Consider the following 22,424-nt stretch of genomic DNA (forward strand, 5'->3'; position numbering starts at 1 on the left):
CAGCCCCATCGCCCGGCCCACCCCCAGTTGCAACTCCAGAACGCCAGCCGCGAGGGGAATCACCGCTCGATCCACTGTTCATCCAATCTTGATCACATTCATGACCGACCCCTGCGATGATGGGGAACCGGAATCCACCGGTGCTGGTCCAAGCACGATGAATCAGATCCCCGCCGTTCCCCCCACCCTCACCGCAGGCAGCAATGCCTCGCGCCTGCATGCTGACTTCCAGGCCCTGCGCGCTGCGCTGTCCAGTGAAATCGTCGGCCAGGCCGAGCTGGTCGAACGCCTGCTGATCGCGTTGCTGGCCGATGGCCACCTGCTGGTGGAGGGCGCGCCCGGGCTGGCCAAGACCACCGCCATCCGCGCCCTGGCCAGTCGCCTGGACGCTGAGTTTTCCCGCGTGCAGTTCACTCCGGACCTGCTGCCGGCCGACCTCACCGGCACCGAAATCTGGCGCCCGCAGGAGGGCCGCTTCGAGTTCGTGCCCGGTCCGATCTTCCACCCGATCCTGCTGGCGGACGAGATCAACCGCGCCCCGGCCAAGGTCCAGTCCGCGCTGCTGGAAGCGATGGGCGAGCGCCAGGTGACCGTGGGCCGCCATACCTACGCGCTGCCGCCGCTGTTCCTGGTGATGGCGACGCAGAACCCGATCGAACAGGAAGGCACGTTCCCGCTGCCGGAAGCGCAGCTCGACCGCTTCCTCATGTATGTCCGCATCGGCTACCCCGACGAAGGCGCCGAGACCGAGATCCTGCGACTGGCCCGTGAACGCGCGCGCGGTGCGCTGGACGCGGCACCGGAGCCGCCGCGGCGGATGCCGCTGGAAGACGTCCACCAGGCGCGCCGGGAAGTGCTGGACCTGCACATGGCGCCGCCGTTGGAACGCTATCTGGTGGAGCTGGTGCTGGCCTCGCGGCAGCCGGCCCGTTACGACGCCGCGCTGGCGCGGCGCATTGCCTGGGGCGCCAGCCCGCGTGGCTCGATCGCGTTGGAACGCTGCGCGCGCGCGCGCGCCTGGTTGGCCGGGCGTGACTTCGTGACCCCCGACGATGTACGCGCGATCGCCGCTGACGTCCTGCGCCACCGCGTGCTGCCCAGCTACGAGGCGCTCGCGGAAGGCTGGGATGGCGAACGGCTGGTGCAGGAGCTGTTGGCCAAGGTGCCGGCCCCCTGACCGCGATGGCCGTTGATTCCCCCGACCTGCTGCACGGCGATGGCCTGGTCCCCACGCTGGCCGAACTGGTGGCGCTGCGCGGCACGGCGATCCGCCCGCCGGCGCCGAAGCGTGGACGCATCGGCCAGGCCGGCCAAGCGCCATCGCCACTGCGCGGGCGTGGCATGGAGTACGCCGAATCACGCGAGTATGTCGCCGGCGATGACGCGCGGCATATCGACTGGCGGGTGACCGCACGCAGTGGCCGCACCCATACCAAGTTGTTCCAGGCCGAACGCGAGCGGGTCACGCTGATCGTCGCCGACACCGATCCGGCCCTGTACTTCGGCACGCGTACGCGCTTCAAATCGGTACAGGCCGCACGCGTGGGCGCGGTCGCGGCGTGGTCAGCGCAGCGGCGCGGTGACCGCATCGCGGCGCTGCGCGGCAGCCTGCACGAGGCCCCGATTCCGCCAGCCGGCGGAACCCGTGGCGTGCTGCGCGTGCTCGATGCACTGGGCCGCTGGTATGCCGCGCCCCCGGCCGAAGACGCCGGGCTGGAGCACGCGCTGCAGCAGGCCACGCGCGTGCTGCGGCCGGGCGCGCGCCTGCTGGTGCTGGCCGACCCGCTGCGCGCCGCCGCGGTGCCGCTCGCGCGCTGGTCCGGGCTGGCCCTGCATCACCAGGTCGACGTGGTGCTGCTGGTGGATCCGCTGGAGCTGCAGCCGCCCACCGAGGCACTCGATTTCCTTGCCGAACAGCGTCGCGTGCGGGTCGACCTGCGCAGTCCGCAGGTGCGCGCGCACTGGCAGGACCATTTCGCCACGCCGCTGCAGCAGCTGCAGGACAGCCTCGCCACGCGCCGGGTCACCGCCCATGTGATGTCCACCGATGCGCCGAGTGCCGGCTGGCTGGCCCCTGCAGTGCGCGAGGTGGTGGCATGAGCACCAACCTGCCACTGCGTGACGTGCACCTGCCACCGGCGCCCAGTCTGTGGCCGCCTGCGCCCGGCTGGTGGCTTGTCGCCGCCGTGGTGCTGCTGCTGGTGGCGATTCCCTTGCTGCTGCGCGCCCGCCGGCTACGCCGCGAACGGGCCTGGCAGCGGCAGTTCGATGCTGAGCTGCAGGCGGCGGGCGAAGGGCCGCTGCGGCTTGCCGCGCTGGTGGAGCTGCTGCGTCGCGCCGCCCGCGCAAACCGCGCCGGCAGCGAGCTGCTGCAGGGGGAGGCGTGGCTGCAGGTGCTTGATCCAGCCAATGCGCTTGCGCCGGCGCAACGCGCGCTGCTGCTGCAGGGCGCTTACCAGCCCGCCATCGATGCAGCGCAGCTGGCAACGCTCGGACGCTGGGCGCGCGCGCGGTATGTCGCGCTGCTGCGGGAGCGCACGCGATGACCCTTCCCGCTTGGCCGTGGCCGGACCTGCTGCTGGCATGGCCGTGGGCGCTGCTGGCGCTGCCGTTGCCGTGGCTGATGCGCTGGTGGCCACGCCGCGTGGCATCGGAAGGCGCCGCGCTGCGCGTGCCGTGGTCGGCGCAGCAGCTGCAGCAGATCGCCGGTGGCAGCGGCCACGATGGCGCACGCGTCCATCGCCTGCTGCTGTGGTTGGCATGGTGCTGCCTGTGCGTGGCGCTGGCCCGTCCGCAGCTGCTCGGTGAAGCGGTGAGTCCGCCCACCCAGGCGCGGCAGTTGATATTGGCCATGGACGTGTCCGGCAGCATGGGTGAACCGGACATGGTGCTCGGTCGGCAGGTGGTGGAACGGCTGGTCGCCGCCAAGGCGGTGCTGGCGGATTTCCTGGACCGTCGTGCCGGCGATCGCGTGGGCCTGCTGGTATTTGGCGACCGTGCCTATGCCTTGACCCCGATCACCGCCGACCTGGCCAGCGTGCGCGAACAACTCGGCGATGCGGTCGTTGGACTGGCCGGCCGCGAAACCGCCATCGGCGATGCGATCGCACTGGCGGTCAAACGCCTGCGTGACCAGCCCGAAGGCCAGCGCGTGCTGATCCTGCTGACTGACGGCGTCAGCAATGCCGGGGTGCTGTCCCCGCTGCGTGCGGCGGAGCTGGCGGCCACCGAACAGGTGCGGGTCTACCCGGTGGCCTTCGGTGGGGATGGCGGCATGAAGCTGTTCGGCATGGACCTCGGCCAGGGCCAGGATCCCGTCGACGAGGCCACGCTGCGGCAGATCGCCGAGCGCACCGGCGGGCGCTTCTTCCGCGCACGTGACACCGCCGAGCTGGCCGGCATCTATGCCGAACTGGATCGGCTTGAACCGGTGACCGCCAAGGGGCCTGCCCTGCGGCCACGTAACGAAGTCTATTTCTGGGCACTGGGGCTGGCGATGCTGCTGGGTGCACTGGCCTGGCTGTGGCCGGGACGTCGGTCATGAACCTGGACCTGCTTTCCGCGCTGCACTGGGCCCGTCCGCAGCTGCTGTGGGCGTTGTGCGTGCTGCCGCTCATCGCCCTGTGGGCATGGCGTCGCGGGCGTGATGCCGGACGCTGGCAGCACGCGGTGGATCCCCACCTGTTGCCGCACCTGCTGCAGGCCAGCCGCAAGGGGGCACGGCGCTGGCCGTGGACGCTGCTGCTGGGTTGGACGCTGGCCGTACTGGCACTGGCGGGTCCGGGCTGGAAGCAGCAGGCCCAACCGCTGCTGCAACCGCAGTCACCGCTGGTGGTGGTGCTGGATCTGTCCACCCGCATCACCGCCACCGACCTGCCGCCGTCGCGGCTGCTGCAGGCACGGGCCAAACTGGGCAGCCTGCTGCAGCAACGCGAAGGCGGCCAACTGGCGCTGGTGGTCTACGCCGACGATGCCTACACCGTGGCGCCGCTCACCGATGACGTGGCCAACATCGCGTTGTACCTGGATGCGTTGTCGCCGCAGGTGATGCCGGCCGATGGCCAGCGCACCGACCGCGCGCTGGACTGGGCCACCCGGCTGCTGCAACGCAGTGGCATGCGCGCCGGCCAGGTGCTGCTGCTGACCGACAGCGCCGATGCGGCTGCCATCGACGCCGCGCGCCAGGCGCACGGCCAGGGCGTGCAGGTATCGGTGATCGGGCTGGGTACAACGACCGGCGCGGCCTACCGGGACACCCGCGGACAGATCGCCAACGCCGCGCTGGACGAAGCCAGCCTGCGCCGGCTGGCCGACGCCGGTGGCGGGCGCTACCAGCGGCTGGCCCGCGACACCGCCGACCTGCGCGCCCTGGATCTGCTGCGCGCCGACCGTTCGGTGGGGGAAAGCAAGCAGGGGAGCGTGCGCCAGTGGCTGGACCAGGGCTACTGGCTGCTGCCGCCGCTGATGCTGCTTGCCTTGCTGGCATTCCGGCGGCGCAGCGCGGTGCTGTCGGTGCTGCTGTTGATCGGGGCTGCAGGCCTGCAGCCAACGCCGGTGCTGGCGCAGGCCACCGCCTCCGCCGCCCCGCAGTCCGCCCCGCAGTCCGGTGCCCGTTCCGGCCTCTGGCTGCGCGATGACCAGCGCCGCCAGCAGCAACTGGAGCAGGGCGTGCAGGCCTACCACGCCGGCGATTTCAGCACCGCCGCACGCACGTTTGAGGGCGTGCAGACCGCCGAAGGCTGGTACAACCTCGGCAACGCACGTGCGCGCCAGGGCGATCTCGATGGCGCCGTGCAGGCCTACGACCATGCCTTGAGCCGGCGCCCGGGCATGCCCGATGCGGTGGCCAACCGGGCCGTGGTCGATGCCGCGCGCAAACGCAGGCCACCGCCTTCGCCGAAGGACGGAAAGTCCCCGCCATCGCAGAGCGGAAACAGCAAGCCGCCACCGCAGGGCCAGGGCCAGGCGCAGCCGCCAGCGACCGGCCAGCCGTCGTCCACCGGCAAGGGGTCGCCGAAGCCGGGCGAGCCTGCCCAGCCGCCGCCCGCGGGCGCACCATCAGACAAGCCGGCACAAGGTGAGGCGGCGCGGCAGCCCCCTGTCGATCCCCAGGCGCAGGCGCGCGCCGATGCAGAACAGCGCCAGCGCATGCAGCAGGCGGTGCAGCAGGGCAACGAGGGCAAGGACGGCAAGGACGGCAAGGACGGCAAGCAGCCGGCACGACGCAGCGATGGCCGCACGCCGCAGCAGCGCGAGCAGCAGCAGGCGGTCGAAGCATGGATGCGGCGCGTGCCTGACCGGCCCGGCGATCTGCTGCGCGCCAAATTCCAGCTGGAAAACGAACGCAGGAAACAGGAAGGACCATGATCCGCACCGCCTCTCCATCAGCCCTCATGCGCGTGCTGCCGTGGCTGCTCGCGGTGTTCGCGGTGCTGGCATGTGTGCCGCAGTCCGCATCGGCGCAGACCCGTGCGTGGCTGGACCGCGCCCAGGTTTCGCTCGGCGACACGGTCACCCTGAACATCCAGTCCGATTCGGCCGCCTCGCCGGTGCTGACGCCGTTGGGTGCCGATTTCGAACTCAGCAACCAGACCCGCAGCCGCCAGGTCGAGTGGATCAACGGCCGCATGCAGACGCGCACGCTGCACGGGGTGGCCCTGTCACCCCGGCGCAGCGGCACGCTGGTGGTGCCGCCGCTGCAGGTCGGCCAGGTATTCACCGAGCCGCTGCAGCTGCAGGTGGGCGCGGCCGCCCCGGCACGCAACGATGGCACCGCCCTGGCGTTCATCGAAACCGAAGTGGATGACAGCAGCCCTTACGTGCAGCAGAGCGTGGGCGTGGTGGTGCGGTTGTTCTACGCCGCGCAGCTGGCGTCGGGTTCACTGGTGCTGGATACCCCCGAAGGGGCATCGCTGCAGGTGATCGGCCAGGACCGCACCGACGTGCGCGAGGTCAACGGACGACGTTACAACGTGGCCGAGCGGCGTTATCTGTTGATTCCCGAACGCAGCGGTCCGCTGCGGGTGGCGGGTGCGCGCTTCGACGGGCGTACCGCGGGCAGTTTCTTCGATGATTTCTTCGGCGGGCGCGGTGATGGCCGGCTGCGCGCGGCAGCAGCCGACCAGACCCTGCAGGTGCAGGCGCAACCGGTCGACGCGCCGCAGCCGTGGCTGCCGCTGCACGACCTGCGCCTGCGTTACACGCTGGCACCGGACCGGGCGCGCGCCGGTGAAGCGGCCACGCTGGAGATCGAAGGGATCGCGGTGGGGGCGACCCGGGCCCAGTTCACCGACCTGCCGGTGCCCGATGTCGGCAGCGATGCCCAGGTGTTCGCCGAGCCGGCGCAGTACGACGAAACCTTCACTGGCGGCTCGCCGCAGCTGAAGATCACCCGGCGCTATTCCATCGTGCCGCGGGCGGCCGGGACGCTGGAAGTGCCCGGCATCCAGATGCGCTGGTGGGACGTGAAGAGCGGCCAGGCGCGCAGCAGCGGTGTTCCCGCACTGACCCTGGCGGTTGCGGCCGGCAGTGGGGGGGCTGGCCAGCCGACCCCGCCGGCGCAGGCGCTGGACACCGATGCCGCGTTGCCTGGTGGCGACGACGCGCCCGCCCTCGAGGCGGCCCCGGCCCAGGCGCGGCAGGCCTGGCCGTGGATGGCGTTGGCCGCCGGCCTGCTGCTGTTGTGGCTGCTGACCCTGTGGTGGGGCTGGCGGCGTGGACGCGGCCAGCCGACGCGGCCGTCCGGGCCTGTGCCGCCGACACACGACGGCGTGCGCCAGCAGGCGCCGCGCGTGGCCGAGCTGCGTCGCGCTCTGGACGTGGAGAGCTTCGCCGATGTGGCGGCGTTGCTGTGTGCGATGGCCGGCGTGTCGCGTCTGGAACAGGTCATGGCCAGATTGGGCGACGATCGCCAGCGGCAGGCGCTGCAGGCCTTGCAGAAAGCGCGCTGGGCGGGCGAAGGTGAGCTTCCGGACGTGCGACGGGAATTGAAACAAGCGTTCCATGACGGACCGCACTGGTCGGCGCCGGTAATCTCGACGCAGACTGGACTGCCGCCGCTGTACCCGCCACCGCCGTGATCGGCAAGACGGGGCCGCGGGGCGCTTTGCTACAGTGACTCCCCTTTCCCAGGATACCGACCCGATGACAGCAGCCAGCCCCGCGAAGAAAAAGATGCCTCTGCACTGGAAAATGGGCATCGGCTTCGCCATCGGCCTGGTGCTGGGTCTGGTGGTGCATGCGTTGGGTGCGCAGACGCCGGCACTGATGGACGCGGCGAAGTGGTTGATGCACTACATCACCACGCCGGCTTCCGGCCTGTTCCTCAACCTGATCTTCATGCTGATCGTGCCGCTGATCTTCTCCGCGCTGGTGATGGGCGTGTCGGAGATGGGCGACATCCGCGCGCTCGGTCGGATCGGCTGGAAAACCCTGGCGTACACCATCGTGCTGTCCAGCATCGCGGTGGCGATCGGCCTGGTGCTGGTGAACCTGCTCAAGCCGGGCGTGGGCGTGGATCCGGCCATGGCCAACCAGATCCTGGCCGAGAACCTGGAACGGTCGAAGGAGATCGTCGCCGGGGTCGGCAGCCAGCCCAAGGGCATGGACATGCTGTTGTCGATCGTGCCGAGTAACATCGTGGAAGCCGCGTCCAGCAATGGCGCGATCCTGTCGCTGATGTTCTTCGCGCTGATGTTCGGCATCGGCATGGTGCTGACCGACGATGAAAAAGTCGCCCCGCTGCGGCGTGCCATCGAGGGCATCTTCGAAGTCTCGATGACCCTGATCAACCTGGTCATCCGCCTGGCGCCGTATGCGGTGGCCTGCTTCATGTTCAACCTGGCCGCGCTGTTCGGCTTCGAGCTGCTGATCCGGCTCGGTGCCTATGTGGGCGTGGTGGTGCTGGCGCTGGGCCTGCACATGGTGGTGACCTACGGCGTGGCGGTGTGGTTGTCCGGACGCTCGCCGCTGGCGTTCTTCCGCGATACCCAGGAAGCCACGGTGATGGCGTTCTCCACCGCCTCCAGCAACGCCACCCTGCCGACCGCGCTGCGCGTGGCCGATGAGATGGGCCTGCCGCAGAAGGTGTCGCGCTTCGTGCTGACCGTGGGCGCGACCGCCAACCAGAACGGCACCGCGCTGTTCGAGGGCGTGACGGTGATCTTCCTGGCGCAGTTCTTCGGCGTGGACCTGAGCATCGGCCAGCAGATCATGGTCATGGCCGTCTGCATCCTTGGCGGCATCGGCACGGCCGGCGTGCCGTCGGGGTCGCTGCCGGTGGTGGCGATGATCTGCGCGATGGTCGGGGTGAACCCGCTGGGCATCGGCCTGATCCTGGGCGTGAACCACTTCCTGGACATGTGCCGTACCGCGCTGAATGTCACCGGCGACCTGGCCCTGACCACCCTGGTGGCCAAGGGCGAAAAGGACGAGCCGGTGGCCGCGGCGGCAACGACCGACCGCTGACTCCGCCCGGGTAGCGCCGAGCCGTGCTCGGCGGATGCCCCGTGCCGCTGCGCTCGCCGACCATGGGTCGGCGCTACCGGTGCCGGGCGGGCGGGGCGTACCGATTTCGCCCCGGGTAGCGCCGAGCCGTGCTCGGCGGAGGCCCCCGTGCCGCTGCGCTCGCCGACCATGGGTCGGCGTTACCGGTTCCGGGCGGGCGGGGCGTGCCGCTTGCTGACCCGCCGGTTACCGCGTGAGTTCGCCAGGCGTGGCACGGCGCTACAATGGCTTGCCCGCACGTCCGCGGCCGCCTCCCTGATTCCGATAGAACCATGACGCAGCCTACCCGCCGCCAGTTGGCCAACGCCATCCGCTTCCTTGCCGCCGATGCGGTCGAGACCGCCAAGTCCGGCCACCCCGGCATGCCCATGGGCATGGCCGACATCGCCGAAGTGCTCTGGAACGACTATCTCCGCCACAACCCGAACAACCCGAAGTGGTTCAACCGTGACCGTTTCGTGCTGTCCAACGGCCATGGCTCGATGCTGCAGTACGCCCTGCTGCACCTGAGCGGCTACGATCTGCCGATCGAGCAGCTGAAGGCGTTCCGCCAGCTCGGCAGCAAGACCGCCGGCCATCCGGAACACCATGAAACCCCCGGCGTGGAGACCACCACCGGTCCGCTCGGCCAGGGCTTCGCCAATGCCGTCGGTTTCGCCCTGGCCGAAAAGCTGCTGGCCCAGCGCTTCAACCGCCCGGAGCTGGAGATCGTCGATCACCGCACCTACGTGTTCATGGGTGACGGCTGCCTGATGGAAGGCGTGTCGCATGAAGCCGCTTCGCTGGCCGGTACCTGGGGCCTGCACAAGCTGGTCTGCTTCTGGGACAACAACCACATCTCCATCGACGGCAACACCGATGGCTGGTTCACCGACAACACCCCGGAACGTTTCGAGGCCTACGGCTGGAACGTGGTGCGTGACGTCGACGGCCATGATCCGGAAAGCATCAAGGCCGGCATCGACGCCGCGCTGGCACAGTCCGACAAGCCGACCCTGATCTGCTGCCGCACCACCATCGGCTTCGGTTCCCCGGCCAAGGCCGGCAAGGAATCCAGCCACGGTGCGCCGCTGGGCAAGGACGAGCTGGAAGCCACCCGCAAGGCACTGGGCTGGGAATACGGCCCGTTCGAGATCCCGGAAGCCATCTATGGCGGCTGGCGTGCCGGCGGTACCGGCACCCTGCGCCAGGCCGAGTGGGAACAGCAGTTCGACAAGTACGCCGCCCAGTACCCGCAGCAGGCCGAGGAGCTGACCCGTCGTTCGCACGGCGAGCTGCCGGAAGATTTCATCGCCAAGGCCGATGCCTACATCGCCCAGGTGGCGGCGGAAGGCCCGACCATCGCCTCGCGCAAGGCATCGCAGCTGGCCATCGAAGCCTATGCACCGCTGCTGCCGGAGCTGGTGGGCGGTTCGGCCGATCTGGCGCACTCCAACCTGACCCTGTGGAAGGCCAGCAAGTCAGTCGCCACCGATGACGCCAACGCCAACTACGTGTACTACGGCGTGCGCGAGTTCGGCATGACCGCCATTGCCAACGGCCTGGCCCTGCACGGCGGTTTCCTGCCGTTCGACGCCACCTTCCTGGTGTTCAGCGATTACGCCCGCAACGGTGTGCGCATGAGCGCCCTGATCCCGGCCCACACCATCCACGTCTATACCCACGACTCGATCGGCCTGGGCGAAGACGGCCCGACCCACCAGCCGGTGGAGCACCTGGCCTCGCTGCGCTACATCCCGAACAACGATGTGTGGCGTCCCTGCGACGCGGTGGAATCGGCGGTCAGCTGGAAGGCCGCGATCACCCGCCAGGATGGCCCGAGCTGCCTGGTGTTCAGCCGCCAGAACCTGCCGCACCAGCCGCGCGATGCCGGCCAGATCGCCCAGATCGAGCAGGGCGGCTACGTGCTGGCCGATGCCGAAGGCGGTACCCCGGACGTGATCCTGATCGCTACCGGTTCGGAAGTGTCGCTGGCCACCGAAGCCAAGGCGCAGCTGGACGCGGCCGGCCTGAAGACCCGCGTGGTCTCCATGCCGTCCACCGACGTGTTCCTGCGCCAGGATGCGGCCTACCGTGAATCGGTGCTCCCGAACGCGGTGCGCAAGCGCGTGGCGATTGAAGCCGGTGTCACCGGTTTCTGGCGCCAGTTCGTCGGCCTGGATGGCGCGGTGGTGGGTATCGACACCTTCGGCGCATCGGCGCCGGCGGACGCGCTGTACAAGCACTTCGGCATCACCACCGCGCACGTGGTGGAAGCCGCCAGGGCGCTGTAATACGCAGCAACGGAAAACGCCCCGCAAGGGGCGTTTTTTTTGCGCCCCAGCCCGGTAGCGACGGCCGCTGGCCGTCGGCTCCTGCCTTGCCCTTGCCCTTGGTGGGTGACGACCGTTGGTCGTCACGCTCCTGCCTTGCTCCCGGTGGGTGACGACCGTTGGTCGTCACGCGGTTGCTCCGTTACCGCTGCGCTCGCCGAGCACCGCTCGGCGCTATCGGCCGCTAGGCGGCCGTGCGTGCCAGCGCCAGCCGCAACAGGCGCGCGTTCAAGCGCTCGCCCAGGTTCGCCGGCGCTTCAAGCCCCATCCGCTGCAGGTACACCGCATCGCCATCGCCGGCGCGCTGCGTCAACGCGGCCCACACCGTGCGCAGCTTCGCGCCGCGTGTCTGCGTGTGGGATTTCAGCCAGCCGAGTGCCTTCAGCAGGACCTGCTCGACCTCGGTGAAATCACTGCCCAGCGGATAATCGGGCAGGGTGCCGTCGCTGCGGAATCCGGCCAGTGCGGCCGACAAGGCCTGCGGCGTATTGCGTTGTGCACGCGGGTCGACCTGCGCGGCGGTCGCCAGCTTGCGCGCGGCCTTCGCCTGCTGCAGCAATGCCTGCTGGAACGGCTGTTCGGTAATGGCGGCCATGGCCTGCACGCAGTCGGCGTCGGTCAGTCCGCGCAGGTCGGCGATGCCATATTCATCCAGGTACACATCGCGCAGGTGGCGCGGAATGGTGGTATGCCCATAGTTCCAGCGCACGTTGCTTTCGCGGGTGCCGGCATCCTCGCGCGCGGCGCGGAACATCAGCACGCTGCGTGCTTCGGGCAGCGCATGCGCCATCGCCACGAAGTTGTACTGGCCGCCCACGCCGGAGACCACGCGGCCGTCTTCCAGCGCATCGGAGACGGCGGCGCCGAGCGCGGTGGCCATCATGCAGGAATTGAAGAAGCGTGCATGGCGGCGCTGCAGTCGCTCCAGCTCTTCGTTGCCGCCGTACAACTGGTTGATCTCACTGATCCGGCGCATGCCGATGGCGCGGCATTCGTCGTCGGGCAGGGTGCGCAGCCACTCGTAGAACTCAGGCGAGCCGAGGTAGAACGCGCCGTGCAGGTACTCGCCTTCGGCGGCCAGCGTGGCGTGGTCGGCGGTGTAGGCGCTGCCGTTGTCCAGCCGTTTCATCAGCACCAGGTCATCGTGCACCTTGCGCTTGATCACCCCGCACTGCACCAGCTTGCGGAAGCCTTCGTTGAGCATTTCGCTGCAGCCGTACAGGCCCTCTTCGAACGGCCCCAATCCACCGATTTCAGCCACCAGGGGATGCGCCGCCAGCTGCGGATCCAGTGCATGCAGCACGCGTCGGTACAGCGCGTTGTCGGTATGGCGCAGCACCAGCGCGTGGCTGAGCGCATCGGCCAGTGCACCGATGCCGATCTGCAGGGTGCCACCGTCACGCACCAGCGTGCTGGCGTACAGGCCGATGGCATGGTCGGCATCGCTGACCGGTTGCCGCGGCAGGCCGAACAGCGCCGGATACGGACCGGGCGGCGTGATCACCAGGTCGAAGAAGGTCTCGTCCACCGCCGCACTGCCGCCCAGCCAGGGCAGCTGCGGATCCACTTCGGCAATCAGCAGCGGGCGCGGCAGCCCGCGTGCGGCCATCGCATCCAGGGTGTCCTGGGTGATGTCGTTGTTGCACGACAGCGACAACCGGCTGCTGCCTTCGCGACGGGCCACTTTCTGCACGATGGCATGTGGCGCGCGCTGGGCGACCGCATCGGCGGCGTGGGTGTAGTTCAGGCTGGTGTAGCTGGCCTGCGCCTGCCGCGAGCGCAGCAATGCGCCGGACTGCATGTAGAACTCTTCCACCTGGATGTGGTCCGGCAGGGTGTCGGCTGCCATCGCATCGGCGTACGCCAGGCGCACGGCGTCCTGGCCGAAATGACGCGCCGCGAACGGTCCCATGAAGCGCGCCTCCAGCCCATCGCCACGCGCAACCGGCGGGTTCAGCGACAGCGCGGTATAGATCTGCAGCGGCCGTGCCGGGTCCTTTTCCACCCGCGCGTACAGCGCGTTGAGCAGCCGATGCGGCTTGCCCAGCGCGAGCGGCGCCCCGATGCGAACGGCCCCTTCGACGCGCGCCTGCAGCCAATCGACGGCCGCATCCAGATCGGTCAGGTGGTCGGTCATGCGCGCTCCTTGGTCTTTATCAAGGCATTACAGCATGTCGGGCTTGAACGTAATAAGAAAGTGGGAGAGGAGCTGTTTGGCACCTGAAGAGCGGTTGCACTTCGCTTGTTAGGAGTTTTCTTATATGACAGAGCGCGAAGGACCTACTACAGCGCCGAAGAAGAGGCTAAGAGAATGAGAATTCGAAACCAAAGGAGACGCTTACGTGATTTTTAGGCCGATAGCCGCAATCGCTGCGGTGGTTCAGTTATGTGCTGTTGGTAATGCTTGGTCCAAAGATAGCGCAAGTCTTTCGCAGGAAGCTGATATGTCACGCGTCGCAGCGGTCTGCACATCCCCGCCCCTTGCCAGCGTCATCCCAGGAGTGGCCGGTGCAATGGTTTCCAGATGTTCCAGCATGGGCGATGTATACGGAGCAGGCAATAACGTTTCAGACGCAGCAATCAACGCGATCGGATTTGTCGCTGTCGCTGATGAGGGCGTGAAGTGCACTATGCAGCTGAACGATGCAGTGACCTCGAATAAAGCTCCAGGTATTGGCATCAAGGCCTTCTGCAACGGCAGGCAGGTTGCGGCCTATGGCAAGACAGCGACAGTGTCCGCGTCAAACGTTCTGGCAATCGCGGAGCACTTCGCGGCAACCACTGTAAGTTGTAACGCTGGGTACTACAGTGCGTCTATTCACGGGTTTCTTTATCCCTACGACTGTGCGAGAACCGGTGCTGCATGGTCCGTGGCGGGGTTGGGCTCGAGCATAGATGATGCGAATGCTATGGCTTTGCGCCTGATGGTGAGATCAACGCCAGAGGCAGCTGCCTGCAGGTTTGACAAAGCCGAGCTGGCTGGTGTTATTTTTCGGGCGCGTCTAACCTGCGGTCGATCTAGTTACGTAGGTGTCGGCAGCACGGTAACAGCCGCAGCTAATGATGCTGCCGCTCAAGCAGGAGCCTAGCCTTCGTCTGGTGTTTATAGGCATGGACGCCTCTTAACGAGCAATTCCCGATGCTGGATGCTGTGAGAGCTTTTCCCGGTGACGTTCTCGCTGGACAACGACGGCCCGCTGCCCTGAAGCGGCGGTCGGTGTTCGTGGCGGGTGCGATGCTGCTGTCCGGCTGCGCCACCCACGAGCACCTGGCCGCGCAGGACACCCGCGCGGAGAACGTCGATCACCAGCGGCTGCAGGTGCGCCGTGATGGCAGCGGCGCAGGCGCCATTGAGGTGTACGCCCTTCGCCCAACGGAGGGGTATCGCATGCCCCAGCTGCACACCGCACCGCCACCGGTGCTGGGCAACGCCGATCCCCGCCAGGAACTGGCGCCGACGCGGGTCTGCCTGCAGCTGGTGGTGGATGCCGAGGGCAGGGTGGAGCGCAGCCTGCCGCTGGCCGATCGGCCGGAGTGCGAAGCGGGACTGGCCGCGGTCAATCGCCCCCTGCTGCAGGCGGCGCAGCACGCGGTGGCAATGTGGCGTTTCTCGCCTGCCGCGCTCTGCCATTTTCCGGCGGGAAGCGCACCGCGCGATGCCACCGATTGCGACGGCGCCGAGCGGATCGAACCGGTGCCGGTCAGCCTGCTCTACGCCTTCACTTTCGAAATCGTGAAGGGCCGTCAGTACGTCCGCAGCCAGAAAGGCGGGGCCTAGCCGCCGCCCTGCAGGTTGGCCCTTACTGCCGGCTGCATCAGGCGCGGTTCGGCCAGGGTGGCATCGCGGGCCTGGCGCATGGCCACGAACTCGGCTTCGCTCACGCCTTCGCGGACGTGGATGTTGTGCGCGCGCTGTTCGGCGATGCTGGTCTGGTTGGCGACATCGCGGCCGCCGGCGCCGTAGTCATGGCACACGAAGACGCGCGTCTGCCCTGGCAGCGACAGCAGGCGCTGGATCGAGCGGTACAACTGCGCGGCGTCGCCACCGGGAAAGTCGCAGCGGGCGGTGCCGCTGTCGGGCATGAACAGCGAATCACCCGGGAACAGCGCGTCGTCGATCAGGTAGGCGATGCTGTCGCTGGTGTGGCCGGGCACGGCGATCACGCGGGCGTCCAGCGTGCCCAGCGCGAAGCGTTCACCGTCGGCAAACAGATGGTCGAAGGCTTCCGGGGTCGCCGACAGGTCCAGCGCAAGACGCGGCGCGAACGTGGCCTGCACCGCGCGGATGCCTTCGCCGATGGCCAGCGTGGCCTGCGGGAAACGTGCCTTCAGCACGCGCCCGGCCGACACGTGGTCGGCATGGGCATGGGTTTCCAGCAGCCAGCGCACGTCCAGCGCGTTGTCGCGCACATGGTCCAGCAGCGGCTGCAGCGCGGCATCGGACAGCGCGCCGGCATCCGGCTCGTAGTCCAGCGCAGCGTCGATCAGCGCCGCGTGGCCGGTGGCCGGGTCGTGCGCCACATAGCTGAAGGTATTGCTGTCGTGGTGGAAGAAGGACTGGACGTGGACAGGCATGCGGCACCTCCTCAGCGGCGGCCGAGGGCGCTGTTCAGTACCTGCGCCAGCCGCTCGCCGGCGATGCGCAGTTCGCCCTCGGCCACGGGGCGATAGTGTTCGGTGTAGTCGTCGCCCAGCTTACGCGAGGCCGGGTAAACACCGTGTTCAACCGCCACGCGGCAGCTGGATTCGGCCCAGGCGGCAGCATCCCGGCGCAGGTCCACGCGGCGTGCCAGCGACGGTTGCGGCAGCGCCTGCAGTACCTTCAGGTAGCCGTCGTCGTCCAGTTTGCGGGTGTTGAGCAGGCCGCTGTCCCACAGCGAATGCAGGTTGGTGCCGCGCCCGTTGAACTGCAGCTGGAAATCGTTGCCCCCCTTGTCGTGCCCGTAGCCGGCATGCATGGGCTGGTGGATGTCACCGACCAGGTGCACCACGAACTTCAGCGCCTGCGCACGTTCGGCGTCGCTGCGGCTGCGATCGGACAGGATCAACGTCTGCTGCTTCAGCGCTTCGACCACGCAGTTGCCGTCCGGGCAGTGCTTGGGTGCATCGTAGACGCAGCCGTCTTCGGCCATGTTGATGTAATGCCACTTCGCCGAACGACGGCCCAGGTCCCGATCATTGGCGCGCAACTGGTCGGCCCACGGCGCGATGCCGGACAGGGTGGGATCGGTTTCGCCGGCCAGCAGGCGATCCACTTCGGCGCGCGCAGCCGGGGTGAGGCGTGTTTCCGCGACACGGCCCACCAGCCGGTGGCCCTGGGCGCCCCAGGCCAGGGCATCGGTGGAAACGAGGGTGAGCGCTGCCAGCAGGGCAGCGGCCGGGATCAGGGAGGAGAATTTCATCCTGCGTATTCTAGCGGGCGCCCCGCGCGCAGGGTTGGACGTCACGCTTTCGGCAGTGACGGCCGCTGGCCGTCACGTGCTCGAACGATGGGCTGCGGATCAGAACGCGACGACGTATGACACGCCGTACGCCAGCGGGTCGATGTTCACCGTGCCCAGCTTCTGGCCATCCAGCTTGACCTTGCTGTCGATGTCCATCCAGCGCAGGTCCACGCGCAGCGCGGCCTTTTCGCTGATCGCGAAATCCAGGCCTGCATGCGCGGCCAGGCCCCAGGAATCATCGAGCTTCAGCGTGCTGCCGGCCAGCGCGCCGCCGGTTTCTTCGCTGAAGAAGGTGGTGTAGTTGATGCCCGCCCCCAGGAACGGGGACACCTTGCCCTGGCTGTTGAAGTGGTACTGCAGGGTCACCACCGGCGGCAGGTGCTTGGTGCTGCCGACCCGGCCGAGGCCGGCGATGTTGATGTCGTGCTTGAACGGCAGCGCGGCCAGCACCTCGATGCCGAGGTTGTCGGCGATGAAATACTCACCGGTGATGGTCGGCTTGATGTCGCTGTCCACGTCCACCTTCAGCGTGCCACCGGCCAGCGAGCCGTTGTTGGACTTCGGTGCCACCTGGTGCACGCCGGCGGAGAGCGTCCAGTCGCCCTTGGACTGGGCCATGGCCGGGGCGGCGGCCGATGACAGGGCGAGGGCCAGGCCGGCCAGCAGGGGAGCGGTGATGCGCATGGTGCAGGTCTCGTTGCGGGGGTGATGGGGCCAGTCTCGGCCGGGCCCGCCTGCAACGCCTTGATCCGGATCAAATCCGACCGGGCCGCCGGGCCCCGGGCGGGCCTGGCCGCCGGTGGTCAGGGCGGTTTGCTAGACTAGTGGGCCTTATCCATCCCGCCGCGTCGCGCGCGGCCGCAGGAGCTCATCAACATGGCAATCAAGGTTGGTATCAACGGTTTCGGTCGCATCGGGCGCAACGTGCTGCGCTCGGCGGTGCTGAACTTCGGCGACGACATCGAAATCGTGGCCATCAACGATCTGCTGGAGCCGGATTACCTGGCCTACATGCTGAAGTACGACTCGGTGCACGGCCGCTTCAAGGCCGACGTGGCCGTGGAAGGGGGCAACCTGCTGGTCAACGGCAAGAAGGTGCGCCTGACCCAGGAACGCGACCCGGCCAACCTGAAGTGGGACGAAGTGGGCGTGGACGTGGTGATCGAATCCACCGGCCTGTTCCTGACCAAGGAAACCGCGCAGAAGCACATCGACGCTGGTGCGAAGAAGGTGATCCTGTCGGCACCGTCGAAGGACGACACGCCGATGTTCGTGTTCGGCGTGAATGACAAGACCTACGCCGGCCAGGCGATCGTCTCCAACGCCTCGTGCACCACCAACTGCCTGGCCCCGCTGGCCAAGGTCATCAACGACAAGTGGGGCATCAAGCGTGGCCTGATGACCACCGTGCATGCCGCCACCGCGACCCAGAAGACCGTCGATGGCCCGTCCAACAAGGACTGGCGCGGCGGCCGCGGCATCCTGGAAAACATCATTCCTTCGTCCACCGGTGCGGCCAAGGCCGTCGGCGTGGTGATCCCGGAATTGAACAAGAAGCTGACCGGCATGAGCTTCCGCGTGCCGACCTCGGACGTGTCGGTGGTCGACCTGACCGTCGAACTGGAAAAGGAAGCCACCTACGCTGAAATCTGCGCCGAAGTGAAGGCACAGAGCGAAGGCGCGCTGAAGGGCATCCTCGGTTACACCGAAGACAAGGTCGTGGCGACCGATTTCCGCGGCGAAACCCACACCTCGGTGTTCGATGCCGAAGCCGGCATCGCCCTGGACAGCACCTTCGTCAAGCTGGTGTCGTGGTACGACAACGAATGGGGCTACTCCAACAAGTGCCTGGAAATGGTGCGCGTCGTCGCGGCGAAGTAATTCCGCACCACATGTGACCCTGCGAACCCCGGCCCCGGCCGGGGTTCGTCGTTGCAGCGGCAGCCGCGCGGCGGTCGATTCCTGCAGTTGCCTGACTTGCCGTAGCATGGCACGGTCCGGCGGTGCCATCGTGGCGCGGGAAGACCACCAGGAAGCGACTGAATGGAAGCGTTGATTGCACTGCTGGTACTGGTGGCGCTGGCCATCCCGTTGTTGCTGGTGATCGCGCTGGTGATGATCTCCGGGCTGCGCCGCCGCGTGGGTGCGCTGGAGCAGGCCCTGCTGGCGCGCGATGCGCCGGTGGCCGAGCGTTCCGCTGCGGTCAGCGAAAGCACGTCGGTAGTCGATGACGCGTGGGATCCGGTTCCCGCCGTCGCACCCTGGCCGCTGCACGCCCCGCACGCCGAGGCGATCGAGCGCGAAGAAGCGGCGGGGGCGTTGGCCAACGTCTCTCCCGCGGCACCGCCGCCGCTGCCGCCTGGAGCGCAGGACACTCCCGAAGCGCAGCCGGAGCCGGTGTACCGCGCACCGCCGCCGCCGTCGGGCCCGAACCCGGTCGAACGCCTGCTGGCCGGCGCCAAACGCTGGTTCACCGAAGGCAACGTGCCGGTGAAGATCGGCATGCTGGTGCTGCTGGCCGGCGTGGCGGCGCTGCTCAAGTACGTCAGCGACCAGGGCCTGCTGCAGGTGCCGATCGAACTGCGCCTGGCCGGCATCACCGTCGGTGCGCTGGGCCTGCTGGTGTTCGGCTGGAAGCAGCGCGACCAGCGCCGCCTGTTCGCGCTGGCGCTGCAGGGCGGCGCCATCGGCGTGCTGCTGCTGACCACCTTCGCGGCGTTCAAGATCTACGGGCTGGTCGATCCCGCACCGGCGTTCATCGCCAGCATCCTGCTGGTCGCCGGCCTGTGCGTGCTGGCCGTGGTGCAGGACTCGCGCACGCTGGCGGTGCTGGGCATCCTGGCCGGCTTCATGGCCCCGTTGTGGCTGTCCACCGGCAGCGGCAACCACGTTGGGCTTTTCAGCTATTACGCGGTGCTCAACGCCGGCATCTTCGCCATCGCCTGGTTCCGCCCGTGGCGCGCGCTGAACCTGTTGGGGTTCGTGTTTACCTTCGGCATCGGCACCGCATGGGGCGTGCTGCAGTACCGCCCGGAAGACCTGCCCACCACGCAGCCGTTCCTGGTGCTGTTCTTCGCCTTCTACCTGCTGATTCCGCTGCTGTATGCGCGCCGCCAGCCGGCTGAGGAACGCGACCTGGTCGATGGCAGCCTGGTGTTCGGCACGCCGCTGGTGGCGTTCTCGCTGCAGGCCGCGCTGCTGCATGACCAGCCGATGCTGCTGGCCGGCATCGCGGTCGGCGTGGCCGCCGTGTATGCCGTACTTGCCCGCGCGCTGATCACGCGTCCGTCGTACCGCGTGCTGGCCCAGTCGCACGCGGTGCTGGCGGTGGGCTTTGCCACGCTGGCGGTGCCGCTGGCGCTGTCGGCACGGGTCACCGGCGCGGTTTTCGCGCTGGAAGGCGCCGGCCTGGTCTGGCTGGGCCTGCGCCAGCAGCGCCGGCTGCCGCAGATCAGCGGCGCGCTGCTGCAGATCGCCGCCGCGTTCGCCTTCGTCGCCGGTGCCGACCATTGGGACGGCGACGCGCGGATGTTCCTCAACCCCACCGCGATCGGCGTGCTGCTGCTGGCCCTGGCCGGCTTCGCTTCGGCGTGGAGCTGCCGCCAGCACGGCCGCGACAACATCGCGCTGGTGTATTACCTGTGGGGCCTGATGTGGTGGCTGCTGGGGCTGGTGGCCGAATGCTTCCGCTTCGTCCCTGACCGCCACCAGCCGGATGCCCTGTTGATCATCGCCGCGGTGACCGGCTGGCTGGCTGCCGAAGCGTATCGTCGCCAGCCTGCACGCGTGCTGGGGCTGACCACGCTGGCGATGCTCGCGTTTGCCTTCCCGCTGCTGATTGCCCAGGTGGGTACGCACGAGCAGCCGTTCGCCGGCTATGGCGGCCTGGCGTGGGCGCTGATGGCGGTGCTCGGTACGCGTTCGCTGCATGCGCTGCGCCAGGGCGCCGGCCGGGTCGCCGTTATCGCGCAGTTCCTGTGGTGGCTGCTGTGGCCCTGCGTGCTGTCGCTTGCACTGCAGCAGGTGGCCAGCCGCTTCGGCATGGCCGGCGGCTGGCAGGTCGTGGTGGTGCTGTTGCCGTGGATCGCGCTGGTGGTGGCGACCCTGCATCGCTGGCGCTGGATCAGCCAGCCGCTGGGCTCGGCGTTCGATCCGGCACGGCCGGTGCTGCAGAGCGTGCTGTTCGGCCTGCTGGGCTGTGTCTGGCTGTACCTGCACAGCACCCCGGGCAGCGCCGATCCGCTGCCGTGGCTGCCGGTGGTCAATCCTTCCGAACTGGTGCAGTGGGCGATCCTGCTGCTGGCGGCGCGCTGGCTGTATATCGGCCAGGCGCCTGCCGCGCTGCAGCGGATCCGCGTGCCGCTGTTGTCCATCGCCGGCTTCATCGCGGTGACCAGCCTGACCCTGCACGCCGTGCATCATTGGGGCGGGGTGCGCTGGAACGAGGCGCTGCTGGGTTCCAGCCTGGCCCAGACCAGCCTCACCGTGGTCTGGAGCGTGCTCGGCGTGGTCGCCTGGGTATGGGGCTCACGGCGCGGCCAGCGCGTGTTGTGGACGGTCGGTGCGGTGCTGATGGCGGTGGTGCTGGCCAAGCTGATCCTGGTCGACCGCCAGCATCTGGGCAACCTGCTCGGCATCGCCTCGTTCATCGCCTACGGGCTGTTGTGTACCGTGGTGGGATACTTCGCGCCGGCGCCGCCGCGCCAGCCGCAGACCGTGGAGAACCAAGCATGAAAACGTGGACGGGGCTGTTGTTGGCCCTGCTGGTGGCCCCCGCTGCCGCGCACGCGCAGGAACATCGGCAGCAGTACGTCGAGCAGTGGCCGCTGAGTCTTTCCAGCGCGCAGTCCGGTGCTTACCGGATCCCCCTGGAGCCGCAGATCTACCGTCGTGCGTGGTCAGCGCAACTGGCCGACGTGCAGGTCTACAACGCCGCCGGCCAGGCGCTGCCGTCGGCACTGCTGGCGCCGGACCAGCCACTGGCGCAGCCGCCGGTGCAGCGTGAGCTGCCCTGGTTCGTGCTGCCGCCGCTGGATGCACGCAGCCGCAACGACCTGCAGTTGCTGACCGAGCGCGACAGCGACGGCCGCGTGCGGCGGGTCGAAGCGCGCCTGGGGGCATCGGCAGGCGCAACGCGGTCCGCCGGCTGGCTGATCGACGCCAGCGTGCTGGGACAGCAGCCGCTGGCCGCCGTGGTGCTGGATTGGGACACCCAGGAGCAACCGTTGCAGGCCACCGTGCAGGTGGATGCCAGCGACGACCTGCGCAGCTGGCAGCAGATCGACGCGGCGCTGCCGCTGGTGGACCTGCAGCGCGCCGGCAAGCGCCTGCTGCAGCGCCGGATCGGCGTGGACCGCAGCGTGCGTTACCTGCGCGTGCTGCCCAACCAGGACCAGGCATTGCCGGTGCTGCGTGGCGTGCTGGCGGAGCTGCCGCCGGCCGCAGCGACGATTCCCTGGGAGTGGGTTGCCCTGCAGCCGGTGAAGCAGGGCGGTGGCAGCTTCGAGTTCACCGTGGACGGCCGCTATCCGGTGAGTCGTCTGGATGTATCCACCCGCGACAACAGCCTGGTGCAGTGGACGGCCTTCAGCCGCGATGATCCGGCGGCCGACTGGCAGCGCCGCACCGCACCCTGGGTGGCCTACCAGCTGCAGGCCGGTGGCGGCAGTGCCCAGCAGTCCGCGCCGCAGTCGTTGTCGGGGCCGACCCGCGACCGGTACTGGAAGCTGGTCGCCGAACCGGCCACCACCACCGCCGTGCCCACCCTGCGCGTGGGCTACCAGCCGGAAGTGCTGGTGTTCCTGAGCCAGGGGGCGGCGCCCTATGCGCTGGCGGTGGGCAGTGCGACGGCCGTGCGCCAGGAGGCGCCGGTCGGCGTCCTGATCGATGATCTGCGGCAGCGCAATGGGCCGGCGTGGCAGCCCACCCTGGCGCGGCTGGAAGGCGCCCCTGAGCCACTGGCGGGGGAGGCTGCACTGCAGGCACCGCGCGACTGGAAGCGCTGGCTGCTGTGGGCGCTGCTGGTACTGGGCGTGCTGGTGGTGGGCTGGCTGGCATTGAGCGTGCTGCGGCAGCATCCGGTCGCGGACAAGGAATGACGGCCCGGTCCTGACGGCGCGGTAGTGACGGCCGCTGGCCGTCACTACCGGTACGTTGGTGGGTG

16 protein-coding genes are annotated in these 22,424 nt (G+C 68.6%); 12 read left to right on the forward strand and 4 right to left on the reverse strand.

All coding sequences use genetic code 11. From position 1 onward, the window contains the following. The first annotated feature begins 157 nt into the window (after nucleotides 1–157). The 8 genes from ABB28_RS15835 (at nucleotide 158) to tkt (ending at nucleotide 10,778) form a co-directional block, all read left to right on the forward strand. A complete protein-coding gene (locus ABB28_RS15835; RefSeq protein WP_057687389.1) occupies nucleotides 158–1,177 on the forward strand; it encodes an AAA family ATPase in 1,020 nt (339 codons plus the stop codon). 5 nt (nucleotides 1,178–1,182) lie between these two features. Continuing rightward, a complete protein-coding gene (locus tag ABB28_RS15840; protein WP_057687341.1) occupies nucleotides 1,183–2,100 on the forward strand; it encodes a DUF58 domain-containing protein in 918 nt (305 codons plus the stop codon). Beyond that, the gene (locus tag ABB28_RS15845; RefSeq protein ID WP_057687342.1) at nucleotides 2,097–2,546 is read left to right on the forward strand and encodes a DUF4381 family protein; all 450 of its coding nucleotides are present in this window, start codon (nucleotides 2,097–2,099) and stop codon (nucleotides 2,544–2,546) included. Before ABB28_RS15840 ends, ABB28_RS15845 begins: the two co-directional genes overlap by 4 nt. Beyond that, a complete protein-coding gene (locus tag ABB28_RS15850; RefSeq protein ID WP_057687343.1) occupies nucleotides 2,543–3,544 on the forward strand; it encodes a vWA domain-containing protein in 1,002 nt (333 codons plus the stop codon). Before ABB28_RS15845 ends, ABB28_RS15850 begins: the two co-directional genes overlap by 4 nt. Then, nucleotides 3,541–5,367: a VWA domain-containing protein gene (locus tag ABB28_RS15855; protein ID WP_057687344.1), complete on the forward strand. Its 1,827-nt coding sequence runs from the start codon at nucleotides 3,541–3,543 to the stop codon at nucleotides 5,365–5,367. Before ABB28_RS15850 ends, ABB28_RS15855 begins: the two co-directional genes overlap by 4 nt. A gap of 26 nt (nucleotides 5,368–5,393) precedes the next feature. Then, a complete protein-coding gene (locus ABB28_RS15860; RefSeq protein ID WP_057687345.1) occupies nucleotides 5,394–7,079 on the forward strand; it encodes a BatD family protein in 1,686 nt (561 codons plus the stop codon). A 64-nt stretch (nucleotides 7,080–7,143) separates the two neighbouring features. Continuing rightward, entirely contained in the window at nucleotides 7,144–8,466 is a 1,323-nt protein-coding gene (locus ABB28_RS15865; protein ID WP_083492058.1) for a dicarboxylate/amino acid:cation symporter, read from the forward strand. A gap of 311 nt (nucleotides 8,467–8,777) precedes the next feature. After that, the gene (gene tkt, locus ABB28_RS15870; protein ID WP_057687347.1) at nucleotides 8,778–10,778 is read left to right on the forward strand and encodes a transketolase; all 2,001 of its coding nucleotides are present in this window, start codon (nucleotides 8,778–8,780) and stop codon (nucleotides 10,776–10,778) included. Between the two features lie 223 nt (nucleotides 10,779–11,001). Here the strand turns inward: tkt and ABB28_RS15875 are convergent, their stop codons facing one another. Continuing rightward, nucleotides 11,002–12,954: an acetyl-CoA hydrolase/transferase C-terminal domain-containing protein gene (locus tag ABB28_RS15875; RefSeq protein ID WP_057687348.1), complete on the reverse strand. Its 1,953-nt coding sequence runs from the start codon at nucleotides 12,952–12,954 to the stop codon at nucleotides 11,002–11,004. A gap of 1,098 nt (nucleotides 12,955–14,052) precedes the next feature. Between ABB28_RS15875 and ABB28_RS15880 the strand changes: the two genes are divergently transcribed. Continuing rightward, on the forward strand, nucleotides 14,053–14,595 hold the full coding sequence (locus ABB28_RS15880; RefSeq protein ID WP_057687390.1) for a hypothetical protein: 543 nt from the start codon (nucleotides 14,053–14,055) through the stop codon (nucleotides 14,593–14,595). Here the strand turns inward: ABB28_RS15880 and ABB28_RS15885 are convergent. The 3 genes from ABB28_RS15885 to ABB28_RS15895 form a co-directional block, all read right to left on the reverse strand. Further along, nucleotides 14,592–15,392 carry an MBL fold metallo-hydrolase gene (locus ABB28_RS15885; RefSeq protein ID WP_057687349.1) on the reverse strand — a complete coding sequence of 267 codons (801 nt, stop codon included), beginning with the start codon at nucleotides 15,390–15,392 and terminating at the stop codon, nucleotides 14,592–14,594. The genes ABB28_RS15880 and ABB28_RS15885 overlap by 4 nt on opposite strands. A gap of 11 nt (nucleotides 15,393–15,403) precedes the next feature. After that, the gene (locus ABB28_RS15890; RefSeq protein ID WP_057687350.1) at nucleotides 15,404–16,219 is read right to left on the reverse strand and encodes a S1/P1 nuclease; all 816 of its coding nucleotides are present in this window, start codon (nucleotides 16,217–16,219) and stop codon (nucleotides 15,404–15,406) included. Nucleotides 16,220–16,318: 99 nt separating this feature from the next. After that, on the reverse strand, nucleotides 16,319–16,945 hold the full coding sequence (locus ABB28_RS15895; protein ID WP_057687351.1) for an OmpW/AlkL family protein: 627 nt from the start codon (nucleotides 16,943–16,945) through the stop codon (nucleotides 16,319–16,321). Nucleotides 16,946–17,137: 192 nt separating this feature from the next. Here ABB28_RS15895 and gap point away from each other — a divergent pair, with 192 nt between their 5' ends. The 3 genes from gap (at nucleotide 17,138) to ABB28_RS15910 (ending at nucleotide 22,359) form a co-directional block, all read left to right on the forward strand. Beyond that, nucleotides 17,138–18,142, forward strand: a complete 1,005-nt coding sequence (gene gap / locus ABB28_RS15900) for a type I glyceraldehyde-3-phosphate dehydrogenase (protein ID WP_057687352.1) — start codon at nucleotides 17,138–17,140, stop codon at nucleotides 18,140–18,142. A 162-nt stretch (nucleotides 18,143–18,304) separates the two neighbouring features. Continuing rightward, nucleotides 18,305–20,995 carry a DUF2339 domain-containing protein gene (locus ABB28_RS15905; RefSeq protein WP_057687353.1) on the forward strand — a complete coding sequence of 897 codons (2,691 nt, stop codon included), beginning with the start codon at nucleotides 18,305–18,307 and terminating at the stop codon, nucleotides 20,993–20,995. Continuing rightward, on the forward strand, nucleotides 20,992–22,359 hold the full coding sequence (locus ABB28_RS15910; RefSeq protein ID WP_057687354.1) for a DUF3999 domain-containing protein: 1,368 nt from the start codon (nucleotides 20,992–20,994) through the stop codon (nucleotides 22,357–22,359). The genes ABB28_RS15905 and ABB28_RS15910 overlap by 4 nt, the downstream gene beginning before the upstream one ends. Nucleotides 22,360–22,424 lie beyond the last annotated feature (65 nt).

Origin of the sequence: Stenotrophomonas chelatiphaga (assembly GCF_001431535.1) — a bacterium.
Classification (GTDB): Bacteria; Pseudomonadota; Gammaproteobacteria; order Xanthomonadales; family Xanthomonadaceae; genus Stenotrophomonas; species Stenotrophomonas chelatiphaga.

What these genes read in the sequence shown, in the direction of transcription:
- ABB28_RS15880 (WP_057687390.1), top strand. Translation starts at nt 14,053, where the DNA reads ATGCTGCTGTCCGGCTGCGCCACCCACGAGCACCTGGCCGCGCAGGAC.
- ABB28_RS15895 (WP_057687351.1), bottom strand. Translation starts at nt 16,945, where the DNA reads ATGCGCATCACCGCTCCCCTGCTGGCCGGCCTGGCCCTCGCCCTGTCA.
- ABB28_RS15910 (WP_057687354.1), top strand. Translation starts at nt 20,992, where the DNA reads ATGAAAACGTGGACGGGGCTGTTGTTGGCCCTGCTGGTGGCCCCCGCT.
- ABB28_RS15890 (WP_057687350.1), bottom strand. Translation starts at nt 16,219, where the DNA reads ATGAAATTCTCCTCCCTGATCCCGGCCGCTGCCCTGCTGGCAGCGCTC.
- ABB28_RS15905 (WP_057687353.1), top strand. Translation starts at nt 18,305, where the DNA reads ATGGAAGCGTTGATTGCACTGCTGGTACTGGTGGCGCTGGCCATCCCG.
- ABB28_RS15835 (WP_057687389.1), top strand. Translation starts at nt 158, where the DNA reads ATGAATCAGATCCCCGCCGTTCCCCCCACCCTCACCGCAGGCAGCAAT.
- gap (WP_057687352.1), top strand. Translation starts at nt 17,138, where the DNA reads ATGGCAATCAAGGTTGGTATCAACGGTTTCGGTCGCATCGGGCGCAAC.
- ABB28_RS15840 (WP_057687341.1), top strand. Translation starts at nt 1,183, where the DNA reads ATGGCCGTTGATTCCCCCGACCTGCTGCACGGCGATGGCCTGGTCCCC.
- ABB28_RS15885 (WP_057687349.1), bottom strand. Translation starts at nt 15,392, where the DNA reads ATGCCTGTCCACGTCCAGTCCTTCTTCCACCACGACAGCAATACCTTC.
- ABB28_RS15875 (WP_057687348.1), bottom strand. Translation starts at nt 12,954, where the DNA reads ATGACCGACCACCTGACCGATCTGGATGCGGCCGTCGATTGGCTGCAG.
- ABB28_RS15855 (WP_057687344.1), top strand. Translation starts at nt 3,541, where the DNA reads ATGAACCTGGACCTGCTTTCCGCGCTGCACTGGGCCCGTCCGCAGCTG.
- ABB28_RS15860 (WP_057687345.1), top strand. Translation starts at nt 5,394, where the DNA reads ATGCGCGTGCTGCCGTGGCTGCTCGCGGTGTTCGCGGTGCTGGCATGT.
- tkt (WP_057687347.1), top strand. Translation starts at nt 8,778, where the DNA reads ATGACGCAGCCTACCCGCCGCCAGTTGGCCAACGCCATCCGCTTCCTT.
- ABB28_RS15865 (WP_083492058.1), top strand. Translation starts at nt 7,144, where the DNA reads ATGACAGCAGCCAGCCCCGCGAAGAAAAAGATGCCTCTGCACTGGAAA.
- ABB28_RS15845 (WP_057687342.1), top strand. Translation starts at nt 2,097, where the DNA reads ATGAGCACCAACCTGCCACTGCGTGACGTGCACCTGCCACCGGCGCCC.
- ABB28_RS15850 (WP_057687343.1), top strand. Translation starts at nt 2,543, where the DNA reads ATGACCCTTCCCGCTTGGCCGTGGCCGGACCTGCTGCTGGCATGGCCG.